The organism is Bradyrhizobium sp. 186 (genome assembly GCF_023101685.1).
Lineage (GTDB): Bacteria > Pseudomonadota > Alphaproteobacteria > Rhizobiales > Xanthobacteraceae > Bradyrhizobium.
The window spans coordinates 2,333,745-2,356,444 of the sequence record NZ_CP082164.1; the positions used below are offsets into that span (position 1 = coordinate 2,333,745).

21 protein-coding genes are annotated in these 22,700 nt (G+C 62.3%); 6 read left to right on the forward strand and 15 right to left on the reverse strand.

All coding sequences use genetic code 11. The annotated features are described in order from the left end of the window. Positions 1 to 66: 66 nt before the first annotated feature. From IVB18_RS10885 to IVB18_RS10950, 14 genes are all read right to left on the reverse strand, one after another. Positions 67 to 1,026: a helix-turn-helix domain-containing protein gene (locus IVB18_RS10885; protein WP_247989165.1), complete on the reverse strand. Its 960-nt coding sequence runs from the start codon at positions 1,024 to 1,026 to the stop codon at positions 67 to 69. 129 nt (positions 1,027 to 1,155) lie between these two features. Beyond that, on the reverse strand, positions 1,156 to 2,121 hold the full coding sequence (locus tag IVB18_RS10890; RefSeq protein WP_247989166.1) for a LysR family transcriptional regulator: 966 nt from the start codon (positions 2,119 to 2,121) through the stop codon (positions 1,156 to 1,158). A gap of 233 nt (positions 2,122 to 2,354) precedes the next feature. Next, positions 2,355 to 3,332: a biotin-dependent carboxyltransferase family protein gene (locus IVB18_RS10895; protein WP_247989167.1), complete on the reverse strand. Its 978-nt coding sequence runs from the start codon at positions 3,330 to 3,332 to the stop codon at positions 2,355 to 2,357. Then, positions 3,322 to 4,197, reverse strand: coding sequence for an allophanate hydrolase subunit 1 (locus IVB18_RS10900; RefSeq protein ID WP_247989168.1), 876 nt, complete (start codon positions 4,195 to 4,197; stop codon positions 3,322 to 3,324). Before IVB18_RS10900 ends, IVB18_RS10895 begins: the two co-directional genes overlap by 11 nt. Positions 4,198 to 4,240: 43 nt before the next feature. After that, complete coding sequence (locus IVB18_RS10905) at positions 4,241 to 5,641, reverse strand: acetyl-CoA carboxylase biotin carboxylase subunit (RefSeq protein ID WP_247989169.1); 1,401 nt, start codon at positions 5,639 to 5,641, stop codon at positions 4,241 to 4,243. A 16-nt stretch (positions 5,642 to 5,657) separates the two neighbouring features. Then, positions 5,658 to 5,900, reverse strand: coding sequence for an acetyl-CoA carboxylase (locus tag IVB18_RS10910; RefSeq protein ID WP_247989170.1), 243 nt, complete (start codon positions 5,898 to 5,900; stop codon positions 5,658 to 5,660). Positions 5,901 to 5,939: 39 nt separating this feature from the next. Continuing rightward, complete coding sequence (locus IVB18_RS10915) at positions 5,940 to 6,668, reverse strand: LamB/YcsF family protein (protein WP_247989171.1); 729 nt, start codon at positions 6,666 to 6,668, stop codon at positions 5,940 to 5,942. Positions 6,669 to 6,759: 91 nt separating this feature from the next. After that, positions 6,760 to 7,947 (reverse strand): ABC transporter substrate-binding protein, encoded by a 1,188-nt coding sequence (locus IVB18_RS10920; protein ID WP_247989172.1) that lies wholly within the window; start codon positions 7,945 to 7,947, stop codon positions 6,760 to 6,762. Positions 7,948 to 7,975: 28 nt separating this feature from the next. Continuing rightward, the gene (locus IVB18_RS10925; RefSeq protein WP_247989173.1) at positions 7,976 to 9,049 is read right to left on the reverse strand and encodes a branched-chain amino acid ABC transporter permease; all 1,074 of its coding nucleotides are present in this window, start codon (positions 9,047 to 9,049) and stop codon (positions 7,976 to 7,978) included. Between the two features lie 3 nt (positions 9,050 to 9,052). Next, complete coding sequence (locus IVB18_RS10930) at positions 9,053 to 9,967, reverse strand: branched-chain amino acid ABC transporter permease (RefSeq protein ID WP_247989174.1); 915 nt, start codon at positions 9,965 to 9,967, stop codon at positions 9,053 to 9,055. 2 nt (positions 9,968 to 9,969) lie between these two features. Further along, a complete protein-coding gene (locus tag IVB18_RS10935; RefSeq protein ID WP_247989175.1) occupies positions 9,970 to 10,692 on the reverse strand; it encodes an ABC transporter ATP-binding protein in 723 nt (240 codons plus the stop codon). Beyond that, positions 10,689 to 11,465, reverse strand: coding sequence for an ATP-binding cassette domain-containing protein (locus IVB18_RS10940; protein WP_247989176.1), 777 nt, complete (start codon positions 11,463 to 11,465; stop codon positions 10,689 to 10,691). Before IVB18_RS10940 ends, IVB18_RS10935 begins: the two co-directional genes overlap by 4 nt. 251 nt (positions 11,466 to 11,716) lie before the next feature. Beyond that, positions 11,717 to 12,673 carry a phosphotransferase gene (locus IVB18_RS10945; RefSeq protein WP_247989177.1) on the reverse strand — a complete coding sequence of 319 codons (957 nt, stop codon included), beginning with the start codon at positions 12,671 to 12,673 and terminating at the stop codon, positions 11,717 to 11,719. Between the two features lie 26 nt (positions 12,674 to 12,699). Continuing rightward, positions 12,700 to 13,512, reverse strand: coding sequence for an HAD-IIA family hydrolase (locus IVB18_RS10950; protein WP_247989178.1), 813 nt, complete (start codon positions 13,510 to 13,512; stop codon positions 12,700 to 12,702). 317 nt (positions 13,513 to 13,829) lie between these two features. On the opposite strand from IVB18_RS10950, the gene IVB18_RS10955 reads away from it, so the two are divergent. The 4 genes from IVB18_RS10955 to IVB18_RS10970 all read left to right on the forward strand — a co-directional run bounded on the left by IVB18_RS10955 (position 13,830) and on the right by IVB18_RS10970 (position 19,186). After that, on the forward strand, positions 13,830 to 15,392 hold the full coding sequence (locus IVB18_RS10955) for an ABC transporter substrate-binding protein (RefSeq protein WP_247989179.1): 1,563 nt from the start codon (positions 13,830 to 13,832) through the stop codon (positions 15,390 to 15,392). A 71-nt stretch (positions 15,393 to 15,463) separates the two neighbouring features. Continuing rightward, positions 15,464 to 16,444 carry an ABC transporter permease gene (locus IVB18_RS10960; protein WP_247989180.1) on the forward strand — a complete coding sequence of 327 codons (981 nt, stop codon included), beginning with the start codon at positions 15,464 to 15,466 and terminating at the stop codon, positions 16,442 to 16,444. Between the two features lie 2 nt (positions 16,445 to 16,446). Continuing rightward, the gene (locus IVB18_RS10965; RefSeq protein ID WP_247989181.1) at positions 16,447 to 17,364 is read left to right on the forward strand and encodes an ABC transporter permease; all 918 of its coding nucleotides are present in this window, start codon (positions 16,447 to 16,449) and stop codon (positions 17,362 to 17,364) included. A 1-nt stretch (position 17,365) separates the two neighbouring features. Continuing rightward, the gene (locus tag IVB18_RS10970; RefSeq protein WP_247989182.1) at positions 17,366 to 19,186 is read left to right on the forward strand and encodes an ABC transporter ATP-binding protein; all 1,821 of its coding nucleotides are present in this window, start codon (positions 17,366 to 17,368) and stop codon (positions 19,184 to 19,186) included. Between the two features lie 3 nt (positions 19,187 to 19,189). Here the strand turns inward: IVB18_RS10970 and IVB18_RS10975 are convergent, their stop codons facing one another. Then, complete coding sequence (locus IVB18_RS10975) at positions 19,190 to 20,596, reverse strand: amidase (RefSeq protein ID WP_247989183.1); 1,407 nt, start codon at positions 20,594 to 20,596, stop codon at positions 19,190 to 19,192. A 265-nt stretch (positions 20,597 to 20,861) separates the two neighbouring features. Between IVB18_RS10975 and IVB18_RS10980 the strand changes: the two genes are divergently transcribed. Both IVB18_RS10980 and IVB18_RS10985 read left to right on the forward strand, forming a co-directional pair. Next, a complete protein-coding gene (locus tag IVB18_RS10980; RefSeq protein ID WP_247989184.1) occupies positions 20,862 to 21,740 on the forward strand; it encodes a phosphotransferase in 879 nt (292 codons plus the stop codon). Continuing rightward, complete coding sequence (locus tag IVB18_RS10985; protein WP_247989185.1) at positions 21,737 to 22,693, forward strand: choline/ethanolamine kinase family protein; 957 nt, start codon at positions 21,737 to 21,739, stop codon at positions 22,691 to 22,693. The genes IVB18_RS10980 and IVB18_RS10985 overlap by 4 nt, the downstream gene beginning before the upstream one ends. Positions 22,694 to 22,700: the final 7 nt, after the last annotated feature.

Consider the following 22,700-nt stretch of genomic DNA (forward strand, 5'->3'; position numbering starts at 1 on the left):
AGAGCACCGACGACCACCGCACCGGCGCCGGCTGCCTAAGGATCGGTCAGGTGCGCGAAGGCGCCTTCAGGGAAGGGCGGTGCGCGCCGCAGTGCGAGCCTCGCTCGGGGTGCAGCCGAACCGGCTGCGGTAATTCCGGCTGAACTGCGCCTGGTCGCCGAACCCCCATTGGTAAGCGATTTCCGAGATGCTCTTGCGGCAGCCGGGATCGCGCAGCATGGCGTCAGACATCGACAGTCGTTGGTTCCTAATATGAGCGCAAACAGTGACGCCTTCTCCCTCAAAGACCTGGTGCAGATATCTGAGCGAGATGCCACAGCCGTCGGCGATCATTTGCGGCGTGAGCCGCATGTCGTCGAGGCGTGTGCGAATGAACTGTTCGCAGCGATGGAGGTGGCCGTTGCGAACGGACGAGGAATGGCCCACCAGCACGCGGTCGTCGGACTCGATCACCATCGCCAGGAGATCGATGAGATGCTTGCCCATCACGGCGCGGGCCGCGTCGTCCATCTCCGCGATGCGTTCGCCGGCAAGCCGCAGCGTGTCGACGAAAAGCGCGCCCACGCTGCGGGTGGCGTCGAATTGCAGCGTCGCAAGGCGTTCCGGGCAGGATATCCGGGCGCGCAGGACGGCGCTTGGGACTTTGAGCACCCAGAGCGCCGCCGGATCATGATGACTGAATTCATAGGGCAGATGGCTTCGCTCGATCACGAAAGCGCCCGGCCGGCACCGGACGTCCCTGCCGTCCTGCTCGAAACGGATTTCGGCGAGCTCAGGGACCGTGATGAGGAAGCATTCTTCCCGCTCGTTCACGAGGTGCCGTTCGTGGCGCCTGTAGAGTAGTCCATTCGAGACGTTGCGCGATACCGAGAGCGGACCCATGGACCAGGCGCCCAGACTCGCGTGGAAGTCGCGGCCGCCCGGAAAGACAAGATCGAGCGGGAAGTAGGTCTTGGAGACAACGTCCTGCCAGAAATGCCGCCGATTTTGCGAGGGAACATCGCTGGTCGCATAAGTGGCCTGCATGCCGCACTCCGTCCCTGCCGTCGCCCGTTCGGGCCTTACGCTCTTTCATCGCGCCGACCGTCGTGATCGACCCAAGCTTTGCGAGGACGACCTGACGGCGTCAAATCGAAATAAGCGGGTGCCGATATCTCAGATTTCGATAGCCTCGTCCGATCGTTGTCGGTGGTCGACGCCGACAGGAGGACGTGCCGGACCAACGCCCGCCACGGCAAAGCGCATGAAGTCGCGATACGCCTTCGCGGCCTCGGAAAATTGGGTGTCACGGCGCCAGGCCAGTCCGACGTCCATGCTGGGCACTTCATTCTCGATGACGCGGGTCTCGATCCGCTGTCCCTCGAGCGACCAGGGCCGGTAGACGAGATCGGACAGGATCGTAATGCCCATTCCGCCCGCAACCATGGATCGGACGGCTTCGACGGAGGAGGTGCGGAAGATCGTTCGCGGTTCGAGCGACAACGCGTTCCAGTAGCGCATCGACGTGTGCTTGGCCTCGTCGACAGTGAGCATGACGTAAGGGTAGGTCGCGATCTCAGCGAGATGGACCCGCTCGGCGCGCGTCAGTGGATGATCGGGAGCAAGCCACAACCGGCGCGGCGAGCGCAACAAAGTCTCGCTCGCAAGCATGGCGTTATTGTGCAGGTTCGAGACCAGCATGACCGCGAGATCGAGCGCACCGTCAACGACGGCGCGTTCAAGCACGTCACGCGGCGCCTCGAACAGCTCGACCGTGATCCCGGGAAAGCTTGCCTGGAAACGCATCTGATGGCGCGGCAGAAAATAGCCGGAAACGGTATAGGTGACGCCGATGCGCACCGTTCCGAACAGCGGACCGGCGGACATATGCGTCCCGCGAACGGCTTCGGCGACCGAAGCAAGGATCTGGCGCCCCTGCGACAGGAACCGGCTGCCCTCCATGGTGACGGTCACGCCGGTCGGGGTACGTTCCAGCAGGCGGGCGCAGACTGTCGCCTCGAGTTGCTGGATCGCGGCGGTGACCGCGGATTGAGAGACATTCAGGTCGATGGCCGCCTGGCTGATACGTCCAGTCTCGGCGGCGGCGACGAAATAGCGGATTTGTTTCAGAGAAACGGACATCGCGGTCGATCCGATATTTTGAATTTGCCTAACTCACGAGCGGTTGAGCGCTGCTTCTCGGAGCAAGGGTTTTCATTGCAACTCTCGTGCCCAACGGGCGTGCGGGCAACTGGAGGAACAAAATTAGTGGAACAGCGGGCAACCAGAGCGACCAGGTGCCGTAGCATCGGCGCTTGGCAGCGGAGGTGCGGCCAGATACCGCACGGCCCTTCAGTGCCAAAGCTCCAAGGCGGCTACGCCAAAGCGCTGCGAAGCTTGCCCAGCAACTCGGCCCGGCTCTTGCGCGCCGCAAGAGCCTCATCCATCCCGACCTTGACGAACTTCACCGAAGTGTTCGGTTGGAGCTGGCCGATCAAATCCATGTCCGCTGCGATGACCGTGCCGACCATGAAATAGCCGCCGCCTGAGACCGCGTCACGATGCAGCACGATCGGCTCAGTGCCGCCGGGAACCTGGATCGAACCGTAGGGGTAGCAGGCATCGGTGATGTTGGACGGATCTGAACCTGCTCCGAAGGGCGGCTCGCGCGGGACGAACTCGAGCGGCTTGCCACCCCTGAAGCGGTAGCCGATCCGGTCAGCTTCCGGCGCGACCTTCCAGGTGTCGCCGAAAAACCCGACGCCGGCCGTCTCGGAGATGCGGTGCCAGTAAAGCCCGGGCATCACGCGCAATTCCGTCGGCATCGCCGCCGGCAGGCCTCGCAGGTCCTTCGCGACGGTGCGGCCGTCCTTGACGGCGGCGCCAGCCCTGCCGATCGGAAGTTCGTCACCGGCCTCGAGCTTCCGGCCCTTGAAGCCGCCGAGTGCGCCGAGTGCGTAGGTGGAACGCGAGCCCAGGACAAGCGGCACATCGATGCCGCCGGCGATCGCGATGTAGCCGCGCGCGCCCTGCTTGAGGAAATCGAAGGAGAGCTTTTGACCACGTTTGACCTTGAAGCTCGTCCAGGTCTCGCGCGGCTCGCCATCGAGTTTCGGCGGCAGTTCGGCGCCGGTGATCGCGACCAGGGCGTCGTCGGTGAACTCGAGTTCCGGGCCCATGAAGACGGCCTCGAGGACCGCAGCGCCTTCCTCGTTGCCCACGAGCAGGTTTGCAGCGGTAAGCGCGTGACGATCCATGCCGCCGGAGAGCGGGATGCCGATGTGATAGTAGCCGGGACGCCCCAAGTCCTGCACGGTGGTGGCAAGGCCGGGCTTCAAGACTTTAATTGCCATGGAGAACCCCCTCGAGCTTGCGATTATAGGCGTCGATGTCGTTGTTGAACTCGGTCAGCGAGAACGAGACATCGCGGATGATCGGCGAAAAACGGCCCGCGTCGACATCGGCGACAGCAGCATCATAGGCCGGTCGGTCGATCGGTTTCCATTTCACGATGTCGCCCGGCTTGAACAGGCACATGAAATCGCGCAGATAGCTGATCTTCTGGTTGGGATCGTAGATCGGCATCGGCGTGATGCCGAACATCTGGTAGCCACCGGCGCCGCGTACCGAGTAGATGCAGCTGAAGCATCCGCCGTGCCCGACGGTGAGCTTCGGCGTGTCCGTGCGTGGGCGCAGATATTTCGGAGCCTGGATCTGCCGCTGGCGCTCCACCATCTGGTAAAGGAATGGCAGACCTGCGACGAAGCCGACCATCGAGACGAACCATGGCGCGCTGGAATGCGCTTTGATGAAAGCGTCGACTCCATTGAGTCCGTTGATGCGCGCGGCATATTCGAGATCGGTGCCGTTCGGGTCCTGATGGCGCTCACGGAAGCGCATCAAGGTCTCGTGCGTCCAGGGATCATTGTAGAGCACGGGGATTTCGATGATCCGCGTCTTGATGACGGGGGCGGATGTCTCGGATGCAGAATCCAGCTGTTTCAGCTCGGCAAGCAGGTCATCGGGCTTGATCTGATCCGGATCGAACTTGACCTGATAGGACGCGTTGGCCGGGCAGATCTCGGTCACCCCCTTGATCCTGGCGTCGCGCACCGCATTGGTGACGAAGAGGCCCTTGAAGAAAGCCTGCAGTGACATGGACTCAGCGACCTCGGCGAAGATGTGCTCATCGCCGCCGTAGGAAAATCGGGTTTGCATGACTAGCGGCCTCCTGCTGCTGACGGGGCGGGTTCTCTCGCGGTCATTGTGCGACCTTGGCGGTCGGTGACGGCGCTGCGGTGCCGAGCGACGCGGCATGGGTTTCCAGCCATGGCTCGAGCCAGGCAGTATGAAAGCGTGCGGCCAGGACGTCCGGATCACGTGCGAGCGCCTGATGCAGGGGTTTTGTCGTCGCCAAGCCCTCGACGCCGAGCTCCGCAAGGGCGCGCTCGAGCCGCCGGATCGCACTCGGTCTGTCCTCGTCGTGCACGATCAGCTTACCGAGCAGGCTGTCGTAGAACGGCGGCACCGTGTAGCCCTGATAGAGCATGTTGTCGAAGCGCACGCCTTCACCGGTAGGCACGCTGAGCGCGCTGATTGTGCCGGGGCTTGGGAGAAAGCCCTTCGCCGGATCCTCGGCGTTGATCCGGACTTCGATCGAATGACCGCGGACGCGAACCTGATCCTGGCGGATTCGAAGCGGCTCACCGCCGGCAATTCGGATCATCTCGCACACGAGGTCGATGCCGGTGACCATCTCCGTCACGGGATGCTCGACCTGGATGCGCGTGTTCATCTCCAGGAAGTAGAATTCGTGACTGCGGTCGTCATAGAGATATTCGAGCGTTCCAGCACCGCGATAGTCGACCGCCTTGGCAAGCGCAACGGCAGACGAACACAGCTTGTCACGAACGGCCGGTGTCAGCGAAGGCGAGGGAGCTTCTTCCCAAACCTTCTGGCGGCGTCGTTGCAGAGAGCACTCGCGTTCGAAACAATGGATGACGTCGCGTCCATCGCCGAGGATCTGCACCTCGATGTGCCGCGCGCCTTCGATCAGCTTCTCGACATAGAGCCCGCCATCGCCGAAGGCGGCGAGCGCTTCCGCCTGTGCCTGAGGCATCAAATGATGAAACTCCTCCGCCGAGCGCGCGATGCGGATGCCGCGTCCGCCACCGCCGGCCGCGGCCTTGATCATCACGGGAAAACCGGTCTTCTCGACCAGGGCGAAGGCAGCGTCGGCAGACTCCAGACGTCCATCGCTGCCCGGGACAGTCGGAACACCGGCGGCGGCTGCAGCATTCCGGGCCGCAACCTTATCGCCCATCAGCCGGATCGATTGCGCCGTCGGGCCGACAAAGATCAGTCCCGCCGCCTCGACGGCGGCCGCGAACTCGGCGTTCTCGGCCAGGAATCCATAGCCGGGATGGATGGCGTCGGCACCGGTCGTTTTGGCGGCGGCGAGGATCGTCGCCTGGTTGAGATATGACTTTGAAGCCTGCGGCGGACCGATCTCGATCGACTCGTCGGCGAGCCGCACGGCGAGCGAGTCCTTGTCGGCCTTGCTGTAGACCTGGACGGTCGAAATGCCGAGTTCGCGCGCCGCACGGATGATGCGGACGGCGATCTCGCCGCGATTGGCTATGAGGAGCTTGCGTATCGTCATGGACGTTCGATCGGCCTCAAATGTCGATCTCGGCGATCGGCTGGCCGGCCATCACGGCTTCCTCATTCTCGGCCAGGAAACGCAGGATCTTACCTGCCGCGCCGGCTTTCACCTCGTTGAACGATTTCATCACCTCGATGAGCCCGATCGTGTCGTTCTCCGTAATAGCGTCTCCGTCGGACTTGTAGTCCGGCTTGTCGGGTGCGGGCTTGCGGTAGAATATGCCCGGTAGCGGCGAGAATATCTGCTGTGTTGCCATGGGGTCCTCCTGGTGGATCGTCTTTTCCGGCCTTCCGCCTCACCGCGCGGTGAGATAGGGGCGGACGGCCTCGCGAACGGCGTGCGCGATCGCAACCGCATTGGGTGTGTCGGAGTGAATGCAGATTGAATCGGCTCCGACCAAGACGTCGTTTCCGGCCACCGACCGGGTCTTGCCTTCATTCACGGCTCGCGTGCACCGTGTCGCCGCATCGGCCGGATCCTTGGCCTCGTGCTCGCGCGTGATGATGAGGCTGCCGTCGGCATTGTAATCGAGGTCGGCGTAGTATTCGGCGACGAAGGTGTGGCCGCGCCGTTCATAGACCATCTGATGCAGCGTACCTTTCATGCCGAGCAGCGGCACCTTGTAGACATCCGCGGCATCCGCGACGGCCTCCGCGATGTTCTCGCTGCGAGCGGCCATACCATAGAGGGCGCCGTGCGGCTTGATGTGATTGAGCGGCAGGCCTTCGGCATCCAGGAATGCCTTGAGCGCGCCGATCTGATAAAGCAGACAGTTTGTCAACTCCTCGCGGTCGATCTTCATCTCCCGCCGTCCGAAGCCCTGCAAGTCCGGCAGTGAAGGATGGGCGCCGACCTTGACGCCGAATTGCTTGGCGAGCTGCACCGTCTTGCGCATGTGATTGAAGTCGGATGCATGGAAGCCGCAAGCCACGTTGGCGACATCGATGTGCGGCATCAGCCCCTTGTCGTCGCCCATCTTGTAGAGGCCATAGGCCTCGCCCATGTCGCAATTAATCACGACCATTTCTCCTGTTTCCTCTCAACGGTTCGCGTTCGTTCCAAGGGGTACGGCCGCCCGCAGGTGCGACAGGCACCGCGGGCGGCGCATTGCCGGCTTACTTCGACACCAGGTAGTCGACCGGGATCTTCTCCGAGATCGTCCACTGATCGACCATCTTCGGCTTGCCGCCTTCGGTATCGATGATCAGGTAACGGCCCTGGTTCTGATGGTGGATGTCCTTGTTGAAGGTACGCGGCCCGAACAGCGTGGCCTCGTTGTTCATCTTTTCCAGCTCGGCGACGACGGCCGGCGCGTCGGTGGTCTTGGCGCGTTCGACCGCCTTGGCCCAAACGTCAATCAGGACATAGCCGGGATAGACGTACTGGCTGGACGGATCGCCGCCCGTCACGTCCTTGAACTTCTTGTTGAACTCGTTGACTTTCGGATTTGGATCGTCGCCGTAGATCGAGCCCTGCACCGGAACGTAGAAGTTCGACAGATCCGGAATGGCGTTCAGCCAATAGCTACCGTCCATGCTCGAACCGTTGAGGATCATCGATTTGATGCCGGCGGCCCGGATCTGCTTGATGGCTGAAACCGCGCCCGGCATCATCGTGCAGACCATGATGGCGTCGGGCTCCTTCGGAAGGCTCTTGATGCGCGTGATCTGGGACGCGATCGAAGCGTCATCATTCTTGAACGTGTCGCTGCCGGCCAGCTTCGCGTCCTTCAGCTTCGGCATCATCCAGTCGAAGCCGTCGCAGATACCCTTGTTGTAGACGGTCCAGCTGTCGAGCAGCCGGTAGAAGCTGCGGGCATTCTTCTTGTTGTAGGCCCATTCCGCCATGGTCGCGCCCTGCACGGCCGCCAGAACGGAGCCGGAGAACGAGTAGGGACCGACGCCGGGGATGCCGGCCTTGATCGACTCGGCGCAGAGGAAGAACGAGACCTTCCCGGCCGCTTGCGCCTGGAGTGCCGCCGGCGCGCCGAAGTCGTAGTCGCAGGAGACGATCACGAGGTCGGCGCCCTGGTCGAGCACCGCGAGGCCGGCCTTGGCACCTTCGGCCTGATCGGTCTTGGTGTCGGCAAAGACGGCTTTGATCTTCTTGCCGAGCAGGCCACCCGCCTTGTTGATCTCGTCGATGCGGATCATCGCCGCATCTTGTGCCGGCTTGTCATAGGCCTGCATGAAGCCTGAAGCTGCGGTCGCAAATCCGATGACGATCTCGTCGACCGCTTTGGCCGGTGTGAACCCGAGTGCGGACACTCCAGCCAGGATTCCCAGTACTTTGGTCAAACGCATAACCATCCCTCCAGTTGTGCAGTGAATTTCAGTTCAGTTCCTTCATCGCCGTCCGCACGGGGCGTGACAATCGTCGCAGCATCGGCCATCCGCGCCAGGAGAACTCCTGGTTGCGGGTGAGGCCGGTCGGCAGGTACATCAGGATAACGATGGTGATGATGCCGATCGCGATCTCCTGGATCCCGTTCGGCAGTGCGATCTTCAGTGCGCCAAGGCTGATGCCCTTTTCAAGGTTGCGGAACAATTCAATCAGTACCGAGATCGCGACGACGCCGGTGACCGCCCCGCTGAGGCTGTACATGCCGCCGACGACCAGCATCGACAGGGTGATGAAGGTCGTCCGCAGATAAAAGGCGCCGGGGTTGACGATGCTGAGGAAGTGCGCGTAGAGCGCGCCGGCGATGCCGATGATGAAGGCGCTGACCACGAACGCAATCAGCCGTTCGCGGACAATGTCGATTCCCGAGGCGCTGGCGGCGACGGACTCGTCGCGTGTGGCGCGAAGCGCGAGCCCGGATCGGGAAATCGCGTACAGATAGGCGATCACGATTGCAACCGCCGCACCCAGCCAGCCAATCCATACGTTCATGGTCGGCGGTATGCCGACGATCGAACCTTGTCCGCCCGTGACCGAATCCCAGTTCGAATAGACGTTGTTGACGACGCCGAGCAGTCCGAAGGTCGCGATCGAGGCTGCAATCCCCGAAAGGCGCATGATGACGCGTCCGACGACGAGCGCGAACAAGGCGGCGAATACACCCGAAATCGGTGTGGCCACCCACATCGGCAATTGCGTGTGCAACAGCCATGCCGGCAGTCCCTTGAGCGTGATCGACTTCATCACGGGCGGAATCGCGAGCCAGGCGGTCATGTAGGCGCCGAGGCACATGAAACTGATGTGCCCGAACGACAGCAGGCCTGAATTTCCGACAAAGACGTAGAGGCCGACGACCACCATGATGTTGATCAACATCTCGACGACAGTTCGGTTGAACGCGCGGCTGCCGAATTGGTAGCTCATGGCGGCCATGACGAGCAGCACGACGATCAGGACGATCGGTGTCAGGATCGTTTGCCGGATGACAGACGGCCGCTTTGGCATCGATCAGACCCTCTGCTTGGCGGATTTCGGTGCAAACAGGCCTTGCGGCCGCACCAGAAGGACGACGATCACCGCGCCATAGACGAAGGCATCGCGGAAGACGCGCGCGTCGTGCGGCAATGTTGCCTGGAAGACGACGCTGGCGGCGCCAATGATGAAGCCGCCGGCAACGGCGCCGGGCACACTGCCGAGACCGCCGATCACGGTGGCGATGAAAGCGATCAGCATGACGTTGGCGCCCATGTTGATGTCGGCGGTGCCGGAGATGGTGGCCAGGATCAATCCGATCGCGGCGGCCAGCATGCCGCTGATGGCAAAGGCCAGCAGGATGACGCCGTTGGCACGGACTCCGAGCATGCGCGCCATGGTGAAGTTCTCGGCGGCGGCGCGCATCTCCAGACCGTAGCGCGTGCGCTTGAGGAACAGTACGAGCACGACGAGCGCGGCCAGCGTGATGACGATGGTCACGACTTGCAGCATCGGAATGTGGGCGCCGAGAAATTCCACCGGCAGGCTGAGGCTCGGCCACAGCGTGATCGATTTCGGACGGCTCGAATAGAACATCAGCAGGATGTGGCGGATGACGAATCCGAGGGCGAAGGAGGCGATCATCATCGTCGCCGGATTGGCGTTGCGGAAGCGGCGAAAGACGATGATCTCCGACACTATCGAAACGCCGGCTCCGATGAGCAGCAACAGCGGGATCAAGAGAAAGAACGGCAGCATGCCGACGAAAACGACGGCGGTGGCGTCGATCGACGGCCATAGCATCGCGAACACGCAGAAGGCTATGAAGTCGCCATGGGCGAAGTTGACGAGCCGCATGACGCCGAAGATCAGCGCGATGCCCAGCGCGCCCAGGGCATAGAGACTGCCGAGGCTCAGTGCGTCGAAGATGATCTGCAGGACCGCCGTCATGCTCAGTGGTCTCCAAAGCCGAAATAGGCCTGCTTCAACCGCTCGTCCTTGATCATGTCAGCGGCCGCGCCCTCGAGGACGATGCGCCCGCCGCGGATCAGGATCATGCGTCCGCCGGTCATCATGGCGCGCGTCGAGCTCTGCTCGACGATCAACAGCGTCAGCTTGCGCTGCGCCCGTAGCCGCGCGAGGATCTCGTAGACCTGATCGATGATCTTGGGTGCAAGTCCCAGCGACGGCTCGTCGATGGCCATGATGCGCGGAGCCGTCATCAACGCGCGACCGATGACGAGCATCTGCTGCTGGCCGCCGGAGAGCATGCCGGCCGCGGTGTGACGGCGATCGGCCAGCATCGGGAATTCGGCGTAGACGGACTCCAGGTCGCCGGCGATCTTGTTCCTGTCGGTTCGCATGCCGGTGCCGACCTTCAGATTTTCCTCGATGCTCAGTGCGCCGAAGACGTTGCGTCCTTCCGGCACCAGCGAAAATCTCCGCCGGGCGATGTCCTCCGGCGAGGCCCCCGTCACTTTCGTACCGTCCATGGTGATGGAGCCCGATCCCACAGGCACGACGCCGGCAATGGCATTCAGCAGGGTCGACTTGCCTGCGCCGTTGGGGCCGGTCACGAACAGAACCTCACCCTCGGCGATCTCTAGTGTGACGCCGCGCAAGGCCGTCAGGCGTCCGTAGCTTACGGTGATGTCGTCGACGGCGAGCAGCGTCATGATGCGGCGCCCATCTCGGTCGCGAGCGCCGGAATCACTTCGTCGCGCTGCGTGCCCATATAGGCATGCCGGACCGCGTCGCTGTCGCGGATCTGCGCAGGAATCCCGACTTCGATGATCTCGCCGGAATCGAGCACGGAGATGCGCTCACAGAGTTCGAGCACGAGGCCGATATTGTGCTCGATCAGCAGCACGCCAACTCCGAGCTCACCGGCGATCCGCCTGATGATGACGGCCAGATCGTGGCTTTCATGCTCGGACATGCCGGCCGCGGGTTCGTCCAGCAGCAGATAACGGGGCGTGCACATGATGGCGCGGCCGATGGCGACGCGGCGCTCGTCGGTGTAGGGCAGGGCGCCCGCGATCGTGCTGCCAAGGTGCGATATGCCGAGCCAGGTCATCACGCGCTCGGCCTCCGTGATCGCCTCGCGCCGCGTCTGGCCCAGACCCACGCCCGTGACCTCAAGATTGTCCACGACCGGCAGGTCGCGGAAAAGTCGACCAGACTGAAACGTGCGCGCGACGCCCTTGCGTCGAAGCTTGTGGGCCGCGATGCCGTTGAGCACCTCGCCTTCCAGTTCGACGGTCCCTGTGCCGACCGGCTGAAACCCCGTTAGCACGTTGATAAGTGTCGTCTTCCCGGCGCCGTTGGGGCCGATCAGTCCGGTGATGCGTCCCCGCGGAACCGTGAGCCTAACTTTGGACAGCGCTTTCAAGCCTTCGAATTGGACGCTGACGTCGCGAGCGCCCAACTCCAAGCCACCGGAAGTCATCTCAACGCCTTCTCACTCGCTGCCAATCACAAACGGAGTTTTGCGTTGCGGGACACGCTTGTAAAATTCGAAATATCGTTCGCTGATATCGGAAATTGTGATGACGCGTTCCGGGAATGCCCCGTGGCCGGGCACCGCCCGTCGAGGTGCTCCGGAGTCGCGGAACAGCAAGACTGGAGCGAAGGCAAGACGGGGGCGAAGCAAAGGCTGAAGTGAGGGAAACAAGCGACCGGTCTCGTCACAGGCGACCATCAGAGCGTTTGCAGGAATTGCTCTCCCATCGCGACGGTTCCATCGGTGTAATCCGTTCCCAACCGTCGTGCGGTCTCGGTGTCCGAATGCGACGCGATCCATGCGGTCAGCAGCATGCGCCGGAGCATCACGAAAATGGGCAGCATGAGTTCGTCTTCGTGCGAAACCGGCGCGATCGCGCGATACCCGTCGAGCCATGAAGCCTGGAGCTCAGCCACCATGGGCTCATGCTCCATGAAGCTGACGGCGGCGGCAAAGTCATAGAAGAACCAGGAGAAGCCGCAATCGTCGAAGTCGATCACACCGAGACGCGCGCCATCGACGAGAAGATTGGCCAGCCGCAGATCGGCGTGGACGAGGCCGAACCGGTCGTTTGTGTTTCCGTAGGTATCGAGACGCTGCCTGAGTGTGTCGGCGACCCTCTGCAGCAGTTTTCGGCCATCTTCGCGAAGACCAAGCCCGGCATGCCAATCGCCCCACAACGGCCGGTTGCCCAACATTGCATCAAAGTCCCAGACCTTGCGCTGAAAGTCCGGCGGCTTGTTCCATCGGCGGCTGTGCGTGTGAAGCCTGGCGCTGATCGTGCCGAGTTTGCCGAACCAGGCGACGAGATCGCCTGACGGATCGGGCTCCTTGCCGCTGAGAAATTCGAAGGCCGCAATCTGTCGTGGCGAGCCGTTCAGGACGATCGGACATAGCGACCGGCCCTCACCGTCGGCGACCGGGCGAGGCGTGACGACAACGTCCTCCCCTATCAGCGCATCGATCCAGGCGAGCTCGGACCGGATCTCGGCGGATGTATGGTAGCCGATCCGCTGCACGCGCAGCACCAGCCTCCGTCCAGATGCCGGATCCCGCGCCAGAAACGTCGTGTTCTCGGAATGGCTGAGGAAGGAGAGCGTCGATAGTGAAGAGAGGTCCCAGAGCGGCAAGGCTGCGCCGAGCTCGGTCTGCATGCTCTCGATCAAGCCCGGAGTCATCATTAGAGTGGGCCGGCCGTCTCGGAAGTGGCGTCGAGAAGATCAAGAAGGCTCGACACGATGCGATCAGGGACGACACCTGTGGCCGCATTGAACGGGACGTCGCTGGCGAGCAGGATAGAGCGCAGGCCGGCGGCGTTGCCGGCCGCGATATCGGTCGCGACCTGATCGCCGACCATGATTGTTTCGTGCTTTGCGGTGCCGAGATACTCAAGCGCTTGTTCGATCAGGAACGGATGTGGCTTGCCGACGACGATCGGCTTCACGCTTGGCACCGCAGCAACGACCGCCGCGGTCAGCACGCCGACGCAAGGGTCATATCCATCGTGCACGGGCGTGAGGACGTCGGGATTGGTTGCAATGATCGCTGCTCCGGCCAAGGCGGCCCGTATAGCCGTTCGCAGTTTGGCGTAGTTGAGCGCCGAATCGAAGCCGAGCACCACGACCTCTGGGTCCGCCGCGGTCAGATCATAGCCGGCTGCCTCAATGGCCGCGAGCAACGGCTGTTCGCCGATCGCAAAGACCGGAGTGTCTTGCGGCCAGCGCCTTGCGAGCAGGGCCGTTGCCGCCGAGATGGTGTTGAAGACCTGCCGTGGTTCTGCCGGAATGCCGATGCTTGTCAGCTTCGCCGCAAACTGCGCGGCAGATTTCGTCGAATTGTTGGTGACGAACGCATATGGCACGCCCCGCTCATGCCAGGCGCGAAACGCTCTTACCGAACTCGGGATCGCGGTGTCTCCTCGATAGGCCACGCCGTCGAGGTCCGAGATGATGCCGCGAATGGTCAGGGACTCCTGTGTTTTCAAGGCCGACATTCCGCTCGTTTCGAAACACGGGAATTATAGGTTCACCGTCTCCGAACTGCTGTTCCGAGCGTCCATCATTCCTGTCCTGCACAGCGGAGAGGCGCGGCTGCCTCGGAGTTGGGCGGTGCGCTCTGGGGTGATCAGGAGCCGCCGCGCGCAATCCTCGCATCCGGGAGTGTCAGCAACGGAATCGTGGAGCAGCAGGAATCGGGCAAGCGCGGCCTTTGGTCTACGCTTTGCAAGTTGCGCGAGACGATCGAAACGGCTGAGTGCCCCGCGCCCTCGGCAGCAGTTTCAGCGTTGCCAAAATCATCGAGGGATAGGACATGATCAACCGTAGAGACGCGATGTTAGGGGGGCTTGCCGGTGCCGCAGCGTTAGGCTTCGGACGGGTCAACCCCGATTTTCTGGTGAATTCCGCCTTTGCCGCCGAAGGCAAGGCGCTGCGATTTCTCGGCGCGGAAGCGCTGACCGGCAATTGGGATCCGACCACGCACACCAATCTTGGCCAGCTCATCGTCGAAGGGTTTGTGTTCGGCTATCTGACGCGGGCGCCGATGAAACCGGACAAGCCGGATGAGCTGATCTTCGAGCTCGCTGAGTCGATGAAGCCCATTGACACCTACACGATGGAAGTCACGCTCCGGAAGGGCATCAAGTTTCATGACGGCACGCCGCTTACGGCGGCTGATGTCAAGGCGACCTATGAATATGGCTGCCTACCCGATCGGCCGGCGCAGTGGTATCCGGGCCTCGTCTCCGTCGACGTCGTCGACGATTTCACCTGTCGCATCAACACCAAGGCGCAGGGCTATCCGGCAACGCTCTACTACTATCTCTCCTCGTTCCTGCCGATCATGTCGGCGAAGGACGTTGCGAACAAGGCCAAGCTGTCGGCTCGCATGAACGGCACCGGACCGTACAAATATGTCGAGCAGAAGGGCGATACCACCGTTCTTGCCGCGAATGCCGATTTCTTCCTCGGTGCACCGAAGATCCCCGGGGTCGAATATCACTTCGTCGGCGACACCACGACGCGCACGCTTTCGCTCCTGAACGGCGAAGCCGACATCATCGAGCGGCTGGAGCAGGAGCAGGTCGAGACCATCGCAAAGGATGCGCGCTTCAACATCCACAAGGCGGTGTCGGTCGAAAACAAGTATCTGTTCTTTCGCTGCTCGAAGAAGCCGTTCGACGATCCCCGCGTTCGTCTCGCGGCGTGCCATTCGATCGACCGCAAGCAGATCCTCGATATTCTCGGCGTATCTGGAACTTACTCGAAGGCGCACATCTCGCCGGTGAAGTTCGGTTACACCGACGTGGCCGACTATCCCGAGTTCGATCCGGGCAAGGTGCAGAAGCTGCTCGCAGAGGCCGGCTTCCCGAAAGGGCAGGGCCTGCCCGAGCTCACCTACTACACATCGGTCGGCTTCTATCCCAAGACCAAGGAATATGCCGAGCTGATCACCGGCATGCTTCAGGAACAGGGTTTCAAGGTCAACCTCCAGACCCTCGAAGTCGCGGCCTGGGGCAACCTTCTTTACGACAAGCCCGGCGGCGGCGAAGGCAATATGATCGACTGCGGCTGGTGCACGGGGTCGCCCGAGCCCGATCTGGTGCTGCGCACTCACTTCCATTCCTCGTCCAAGCGCATCACCGGCATCGTCGACAAGGACATCGACGCGGTGCTCGACAAGGAGCGCAACGCGACCTCCATCGAGGAGCGCAAGAAGATCCTGCAGACCGAGACGCTGCCGACCATTGCCAAGAAGGCGCCGGCGCTCGCGTTGTTCACGTCGGTCTTCATCCACGCCTACAGCAAGAAGCTCGACGGGCTCTATATCTACCCGAATGGTATGCAGGACATGACCAAGGCCACACTGGCATGATGATTGCTCCGGCAGGCTGGACAACCCGGCCTGCCGGAACTCGCTGACGAATGCAAGGGTAGCCCTCTTCGATGTTGATCCTGGAATTCCTGGTCAAGCGGATCGCGCAGGGTCTCCTGATCGTCTTCATCACCTCGTTGATCATCTTCACTTTGCTGCGTGTGGTTCCCGGCGATCCCGTCCGCCTGATCGTCGGCGGCATGGCGCCTCCCGATGTGGTCGAGAAGGTGGCGACCAAGATGGGGCTGCGCGATCCCATCATCGTGCAATACGGCCGCTATATGCACGGTCTGCTCCAGGGCGACCTCGGACAGTCCTATTTGCGCCCGCGCAGCGGCATGATCGCGACCGGCGGACAATATATCGATCCGACCAAATCGGACATGGCGCCGGTGACCGGTCTCATTCTCGAACGCCTGCCGTTCACGCTGCAATTGGGCGGCATGGCCTTGTTGTTCGCGCTGTTGATGTCGTTTCCGGTCGGAATAGCCGGTGGCCTGCATCAGCATCGATGGCAGAATGCCCTGGCGTTCGGCATGCAGTCGCTATTCGTGTCGATCCCGAATTTCTGGCTCGCGATCGTCCTGATCCTGTTTCTATCGGTCAAGCTGAAGCTGCTTCCGGCGCTTGGCTACCAGGGCTTCTCCTATGTCATTCTGCCGGCCTTGGTGCTGGCGGTGGAGATCGCGCCCTTCATCATCCGGACGTTGACGACGTCGCTCGGCGAGGTGATGCAGGCGCCGTTCATCGATGAAGCCCGGGTTCGCGGCCTGTCGCGCCGCCGCATCGTCTATTCCCATGCTCTGCGCAATGCGGCGGTGCCGCTGGTCAACCTGCTCGGCATCCAGCTTTCGACACTGATCGGCGGCGTGCTGGTGATCGAATACATCTTTGACTATCCAGGCCTCGGCAATTTGACCGTCGTCTCCGTCGTCGGGCGTGATTTCCCGGTCATCCAGGGCATCGCCATTACGACCAGCGCGGTGTTCGTCTTCATCAATATCATCGTGGACTTGGTCGCTTATCTCATCGATCCTCGCGTGGAGATCTGACCATGACGGCCACCACGGTCATTGCTGCGGAGCCCGAGCCCCGATTGGCCCGCATCCGGTCCGTCAATCGGCGGATCGTGGCTGCAGCCTGGGGCATGTCGAGCTTCAAGATCGGTTTCTTCGTCTTCATCGCGCTGCTGCTCGCGTCCGCGATCTATCCCGAGGTGTCCTCGGTCAGCGCCACCAAGATGGTGGTGAAGGACAAATTCCTGGCGCCGGTCTACCTCGGTGACAAATGGACCTGGGATCACGTGCTGGGCACGGATCAGCTCGGCCGCGACATCCTGATGCGCAGCCTGATTGGGCTTCGCTATTCGCTGCTGGTCGGCATCGTCACGGTGCTCCTGATCTTCATCATCGGCTGCGGCCTTGGCCTGTTCGCGGGCTTCAAGGGCAAGTGGTGGGACACCATCATCATGCGGATCACGGACGCTCAACTCTCGATTCCGATGATCATCCTGGCGATCACGATTCTCGGCGTGTCGCGGCCGACTGTCCCGACTATCATCATCGTGCTGGCGCTGTCCGGCTGGCCGCTCTACGCGCGAGTGGCCCGCAGTGCCGCGGTCGCCGAGCGCGGCAAGGAATATGTGCGCGGCTTGCGCGTGCTTGGGGCCGGGGATTGGCGGATTCTGCTGCTGTTTGCGGCGCCCAACATCCTGCCGCCGATCGCGTTCGTCGCAGTGCTCGATGTTGCCCGCATGATGATCTTCGAAGCGATCCTGGGCTTCCTTGGGCTTGGCATTCAGCCGCCGACCCCGAGCTTTGGCAGCATCATCGCCGATTCCCGCAAATATCTGCTCAATGCCTGGTGGATCGGGACCATCCCGGGCATCTTCCTTGCCGTCGCGCTCACCTCGATCAACCTCATGGGCTCGGCGCTGGAAAAGGCGCGCAACCGCATCTATGGAGGTCTCTGAGATGGATCTCTCGCTCATTCTCGAAATCGACGATCTGACGGTCGGTGCGACGACGCCGGGCGCGGCTCCAATTCTCGATCACATCAGCTTCCGCCTCAGCACGTCGGAGATTTTCGGCATCTACGGGGAGAGCGGCGCGGGCAAGACGGTACTCAGCCGCGCTCTGGCGAACTGGTTGCCGGAGAGCCTGGAATATCGCGCCGGACGGGTCGCCTTCGCCGGACACGACATCCTTGGCGCCGGAGCGCGCGAGGTCCGGATCGGGCGTGACATCGCCTATATCGGATCCAAGCCGCAGAGTTCGCTCGATCCGACCGTGCCGGTTGGCGTCCAGATCGCGGAGAAGCTGCACAGCGTCAGGCCTGAATGGAACGGGCGCGAGTGTCGTGACCGGGTCATGCAGCTCCTCGGCGAGGTCCGAATCCCGTCGCCGAAGGAACGCTACTGGGACTACCCGTCGAAATTCTCCGGCGGCATGATGCAGCGCGCGATGATCGTGGACGCCATTTGCGCCGAACCCGCCGTGCTCATCGCCGACAACGTGACCCAGCCGCTGGACGTCACCATTGCCGCGCAGATCGTGGCTTTGCTCCATGATCTCTGCACGCGGCACAAGATGGCGACGATCTATCTGTCCTCCTCCTTGCCGACACTCGGGCAATTCGGCGATCGAACGGCCGTGCTGTACCAGGGCCGGTTCGTCGAGCAACAGGCGTTCGCCGAATTGCTGGCTTCGCCGCAATCCGACTACACGCGCAAGGCCATCGCGAGTGTGCCGCGGATGTGGGAGACGGCGGAGGGCCCGCTTGCTCGCCGTCAAGCTCAAGGCGAGGCCCCGTTGATGAAGGTGGAGAATGTCCATCGCACCTATCGCGCCCGTAAGCGCGGCACGTTCAACAGCTACAGCAACGTGCAGGCGGTGCGCGGTGTCACGCTCGACATCATGCCGCGCGAGAATTTCGGCATTGTCGGTGAATCCGGCTGCGGCAAGTCGACCCTGACCCGCCTGCTGGCCTGGCTGGAGACGCCCGACAGCGGCAGCATCGTCTTGAACGGGACCTCGCTCGGCGCGCTGTCATCGCGGGATCTGATCCGCAAGCGCAACGAGTTCCAGCTTCTCTTGCAAGATCCCTACAATGCCTTGCCGCCGCGTACCACGGTTGGCCGAATGATCGAGGAGAGTCTCCTGATCCGGGGCCGGATCCCGCGCGCCGATTTGCGAAAGCGGGTGATCGCGGCAATGGCCGAAGTCGGTCTCGCCGCCGAGCTGTACGATCAGCTGCCGAATGCGCTCTCTACCGGCGAGCGCCAGCGCATTTCGATCGCACGAGCCCTGGTTCTCGATCCCAAGCTCCTGATCCTCGACGAGACCTTGTCGGCGCTGGACCAGCGCGAGCAGGGCAGGCTGATCGAGCTGTTCTCGAAATTGCAGGAAAAGAACGACCTCACCTATGTTTTCATCTCGCACGATCTGGCGATGGTGCGGAAGGTCTGCACGCGGATCGCAGTGATGTATCTCGGCGAGATGGTCGAGATTGCCGACAACCACGATCTGTTCTTCGATCCGCAGCATCCCTATACCAAGGCGTTGCTGTCGGCGGCCCCGACGCTGGAGCAGAAGCCGTTTGATCCCTCCGATTTCCTGCTGGAGGGCGAGCCGCCCAGCCCGATCGACATCCCGGCGGGTTGCAGCTTTGCGTCGCGCTGTCCGAAGGCGTTCGGCCGTTGCCGGGTGGAGACGCCGGCGCTCGTCGAGCATTCGCCCGGGCGCTTTGCCGCCTGCCATCTTCTAGATGGTGATCAGGCGCAGGCGGCGGCCTGACGGTCAGGGCCGTGGCTTGAACGGCCAGTCCATCTTGATCGGCCGCAGATCTTCCAGCGCCTTTGTCAGCTGCAATACGCCGAGGTCATCGAAGCGGTGGCCTATCACCTGCACACCGATCGGCAGATGCCGGGAATCAAAAGCCATGCAGACCGTAGAGGCGGGCTGGCAGGTCTGGTTGAACATGGCGGTGAACAGCGTGTGCTCGAGCGGCATCTCGCGGGAGACGCCCGGCTCCTCCGCCGGAAAATTCACCACCGGCAGCGTCGGTGAGATGACATAGTCCCAGCCTTCGAAGGTCCCCAGCAGCGCCGCCTTCATCTTGGCGATCCGGCCCAGCGCCCGGTAAAGGTCCGTGCCTGAGTGCTTCGATCCGCCCAGGCTCCACGCGCGAACATAGGGATTGATGTCGCTTGGAGCGTCGCTGTGTGGGGGCAGGGACGTGTATTCGAGATAGCCGCGGACCTGAAGGAACAGGTCGATGGCTTCGTAGGCGTCATAATCGAGCGGCGAGACGAACGGTTCGACGCTGGCGCCCGCGCCGGCCAGCAGCTTTCCGGCGGCCTCGACGGTCTCGCGCACGACCGCTTCGGGCTTCATGCCAAAACCCATGTCGGTGAGGACGCCGATCTTCAATCCCTTCACATCGCGGGCGAGGCGCTCGTGATAGCACACGCCGTCGGCCGGGAGGCTCCAGGTGTCGCGCTCGTCCTGTCGCGTCAGCACGGTCAGCAGACGGGCGATATCGTCGACGCTGCGGCCCATGGGACCGGCCATGCGCATGGTATCGGCCGGCAGATGCGGCACACGTCCGTGGGTGGGCTTCAGTCCAGCGAGGCCGCAATGTGCGGCCGGAAGGCGGACGGAGCCCGCGATATCCGTGCCGACGGAGACATATCCGGCGCCGGCCGCGACCGAAGCGCCAGCGCCGGCCGATGAGCCGCCGGTGTTCCAGGCAAGCCCCCAGGGGTTGCGGGTGATGCCGTGCAGCGAACTGATGCCTGACGCCATCAGGCCGCAATCCGGCATCGTGGTTTTTGCAAAGATCACTGCGCCGGCTTCGCGCAATGCGATCGCCGGTGGTGAATCGTAGTTTGAGGGCGGCAGGGAGCGGTTGGCCCCGATACCATGAAAGTAGGGCCAGCCGACCATCGCGACGCTGTCCTTGACGGTCATCGGAACGCCATCGAGCGGACCCAGCGCAGCACCGGCCCTCCATCGCGCTTCCGAGAGTTGCGCGCTGGCCATGGCCTGCTCCGGACGGAAGCAGAACAGAGCGTTGATCGCGGTATTGATGTTCTCGGAATGGCTGAGGGTGGCTCGCAGCACGTCCACCGGCGATAACGCGCGCGAGGCGTAAGCCTCTGTCAGCTCGGCAAGGCTCATCCCGATCAGTTCTGCAGCAGACATGTAGGCCTCAATGGGTACCGTTCCGGATCACTGTCCGGATAGCGAAAATAGCCTGCGTTGGGGTAGAGCCGCTGCTTCAACGGCATGATTTGGTGGAGCGCGAGGCATCCCTTTTGCATCTGTCTTGATAAAAGTTGGCGGACATGAAGGTCGGCCGAACGGCAATCGCAAGAGATCAGAAGTCGCCATGAGTCAATCTGGAACGGAACTGGCCACCATCCGGAATTACATTGCCAGGCTCCCCGGATGGGGGTCCGGAGACATCGTGATCGAACCTGCCATCCCGATTCTGGCTTCGCCAAGCTGGCGCGGTGTCGACGGTTTTCCCTGGCGCGCCACCAAGAAGGGCAGCGACGAAAGCATCTTTATCAAGAGCATGGATCGTGATGCGGAGCTCTATATCGACGTGGCGTGCGCCTTCGAGGCGGCGCAGCGTGCATCCGATCTCGGCATTGGCCCTAAGGTGCTCATGGCCGATTCGGAAGCAGGCCTGCTGGTGATGGAGGATCTCAACCGGGGCTGGCGGGTCGGTACATTGGAACGGATGCTCGAGCCCGACATCGTCGACGCCGTGATTACGGCGATGCGCCTGTTTCAGTCTGGACCGCCGCTGCCACGCCGCAAGACTGTCTTTGACGAGATCGAGCATTTCTATGCTGCGGCGGCGGCCGCCAAAGCCCAGTTGCCGTCGGATGCCGAATGGCTGGTCAAGGAGTTGCGGTTTGCGGCCGACGCCTTCCGGACGCTCGATATCACAGCGGTGCCGATCCACGGCGACGGCAATGTTTCGAATATCCTGATCAACGACGCAGGCGAGGTTCGTCTGATCGACTGGGATCGCGCGACAACGACCGACCCGTTGGAGGATATTGGCAGCTTCCTCGTCGAGGCCTTCGCACAGGAGCCTGAGGCGCGCGACGTCTTCACCCGCAGCACCGGGACGTTCGAGGAGGGTGCATTCAACCGTGCGCGGATTTATGGCGTGGCTGATGATCTGCGCTGGGGATTGATCGGCGCGCTGCTCGCCGTCAAATCGACGCGCAATACGCTGGAGTTCTACAAATTCGCCAGTTGGCGCTTCGTGCGTTGCCGCATGGTGGTTCGGGAGCCCCGCTTTGGCGAGATGCTTCGGAGGATCGCATGACTGTTCGCAGAAAAGTTGGTGAGGGGACCACGGTTCACGAACGCAACGTCGAAGCCGCAATCGCTCGCGTCCCGCAATGGCGCGGCAAGGAGGGCGCCTATGCGCCGCTGCTCGGCGGCCTGTCGAACCAGAACTGGCTGGTCGAGATTTCCGGCGACGGGCGCCGCTATTTCGTCAAGGTGCCGGGCGAGGGCTCGGAAATGTTCATCAATCGCGTCACCGCCAACGAGGCCGCGCGTAATGCCCATGCCATGGGTGTCGGGCCGGAGGTCATCTTCTTCGATGCGGCGGACGGGCTGGAGATCAGCGAATTTCTCGAGGGCTATCGCGCCTGCACCAATGCGGATTTCGGCGATTCCGCCATCCAGTCCGACGTTCTAGATCTCTATCGCCGTTTGCATGGCGGCCCCAAGCTCGGCCAGACCAAGACGATCTTCGACATGATTGAGGAACATATCGAGCAGGGCAAGGAACTGGGGTCGCATTTCCCGCAGGACATGCCCTGGCTGATGCACCGCTACAATCAGGCCAAGTCAGCCTTCCTGGCGTCGGGCCTCGACCTCGTACCGTGCTTCAACGACCCCATGCCGGGGAATTTCCTCATTTCGGCCGAAACCGGCGCGCCCAGGCCGATGAAGCTGATTGACTACGAATTTTCCTCCAACAATGAGCGCAGCTACGAGCTCGGCGTGCTGTTTGCCGAAATGTTCTTTGATGAGAAGCTGACGGAAGCCCTCATCGAGCAATATCTGGGCGAGGTTCGTCCGCAGATGATTGCGCGCGTCATTCTCAACCGTGCGCTCGCGGACATGAAATGGGCCTCATGGGCGGTCGTCAACCGCAAGCTCAACACGTGGGATTTCGATTACCAGAAGTACGGCGTCTGGAAATACATGCGCGCCCACGACGTGATGTATGACCCGCGCTGGGACAGTTGGTTGCGGTTGGTGTGAGCCGGCG

Excerpts from the sequence above, each read along its gene's own strand:
- IVB18_RS10885 (WP_247989165.1), bottom strand. The coding sequence starts at position 1,026 with ATGCAGGCCACTTATGCGACCAGCGATGTTCCCTCGCAAAATCGGCGG.
- IVB18_RS10890 (WP_247989166.1), bottom strand. The coding sequence starts at position 2,121 with ATGTCCGTTTCTCTGAAACAAATCCGCTATTTCGTCGCCGCCGCCGAG.
- IVB18_RS10895 (WP_247989167.1), bottom strand. The coding sequence starts at position 3,332 with ATGGCAATTAAAGTCTTGAAGCCCGGCCTTGCCACCACCGTGCAGGAC.
- IVB18_RS10900 (WP_247989168.1), bottom strand. The coding sequence starts at position 4,197 with ATGCAAACCCGATTTTCCTACGGCGGCGATGAGCACATCTTCGCCGAG.
- IVB18_RS10905 (WP_247989169.1), bottom strand. The coding sequence starts at position 5,641 with ATGACGATACGCAAGCTCCTCATAGCCAATCGCGGCGAGATCGCCGTC.
- IVB18_RS10910 (WP_247989170.1), bottom strand. The coding sequence starts at position 5,900 with ATGGCAACACAGCAGATATTCTCGCCGCTACCGGGCATATTCTACCGC.
- IVB18_RS10915 (WP_247989171.1), bottom strand. The coding sequence starts at position 6,668 with ATGGTCGTGATTAATTGCGACATGGGCGAGGCCTATGGCCTCTACAAG.
- IVB18_RS10920 (WP_247989172.1), bottom strand. The coding sequence starts at position 7,947 with ATGCGTTTGACCAAAGTACTGGGAATCCTGGCTGGAGTGTCCGCACTC.
- IVB18_RS10925 (WP_247989173.1), bottom strand. The coding sequence starts at position 9,049 with ATGCCAAAGCGGCCGTCTGTCATCCGGCAAACGATCCTGACACCGATC.
- IVB18_RS10930 (WP_247989174.1), bottom strand. The coding sequence starts at position 9,967 with ATGACGGCGGTCCTGCAGATCATCTTCGACGCACTGAGCCTCGGCAGT.
- IVB18_RS10935 (WP_247989175.1), bottom strand. The coding sequence starts at position 10,692 with ATGACGCTGCTCGCCGTCGACGACATCACCGTAAGCTACGGACGCCTG.
- IVB18_RS10940 (WP_247989176.1), bottom strand. The coding sequence starts at position 11,465 with ATGACTTCCGGTGGCTTGGAGTTGGGCGCTCGCGACGTCAGCGTCCAA.
- IVB18_RS10945 (WP_247989177.1), bottom strand. The coding sequence starts at position 12,673 with ATGCAGACCGAGCTCGGCGCAGCCTTGCCGCTCTGGGACCTCTCTTCA.
- IVB18_RS10950 (WP_247989178.1), bottom strand. The coding sequence starts at position 13,512 with ATGTCGGCCTTGAAAACACAGGAGTCCCTGACCATTCGCGGCATCATC.
- IVB18_RS10955 (WP_247989179.1), top strand. The coding sequence starts at position 13,830 with ATGATCAACCGTAGAGACGCGATGTTAGGGGGGCTTGCCGGTGCCGCA.
- IVB18_RS10960 (WP_247989180.1), top strand. The coding sequence starts at position 15,464 with ATGTTGATCCTGGAATTCCTGGTCAAGCGGATCGCGCAGGGTCTCCTG.
- IVB18_RS10965 (WP_247989181.1), top strand. The coding sequence starts at position 16,447 with ATGACGGCCACCACGGTCATTGCTGCGGAGCCCGAGCCCCGATTGGCC.
- IVB18_RS10970 (WP_247989182.1), top strand. The coding sequence starts at position 17,366 with ATGGATCTCTCGCTCATTCTCGAAATCGACGATCTGACGGTCGGTGCG.
- IVB18_RS10975 (WP_247989183.1), bottom strand. The coding sequence starts at position 20,596 with ATGTCTGCTGCAGAACTGATCGGGATGAGCCTTGCCGAGCTGACAGAG.
- IVB18_RS10985 (WP_247989185.1), top strand. The coding sequence starts at position 21,737 with ATGACTGTTCGCAGAAAAGTTGGTGAGGGGACCACGGTTCACGAACGC.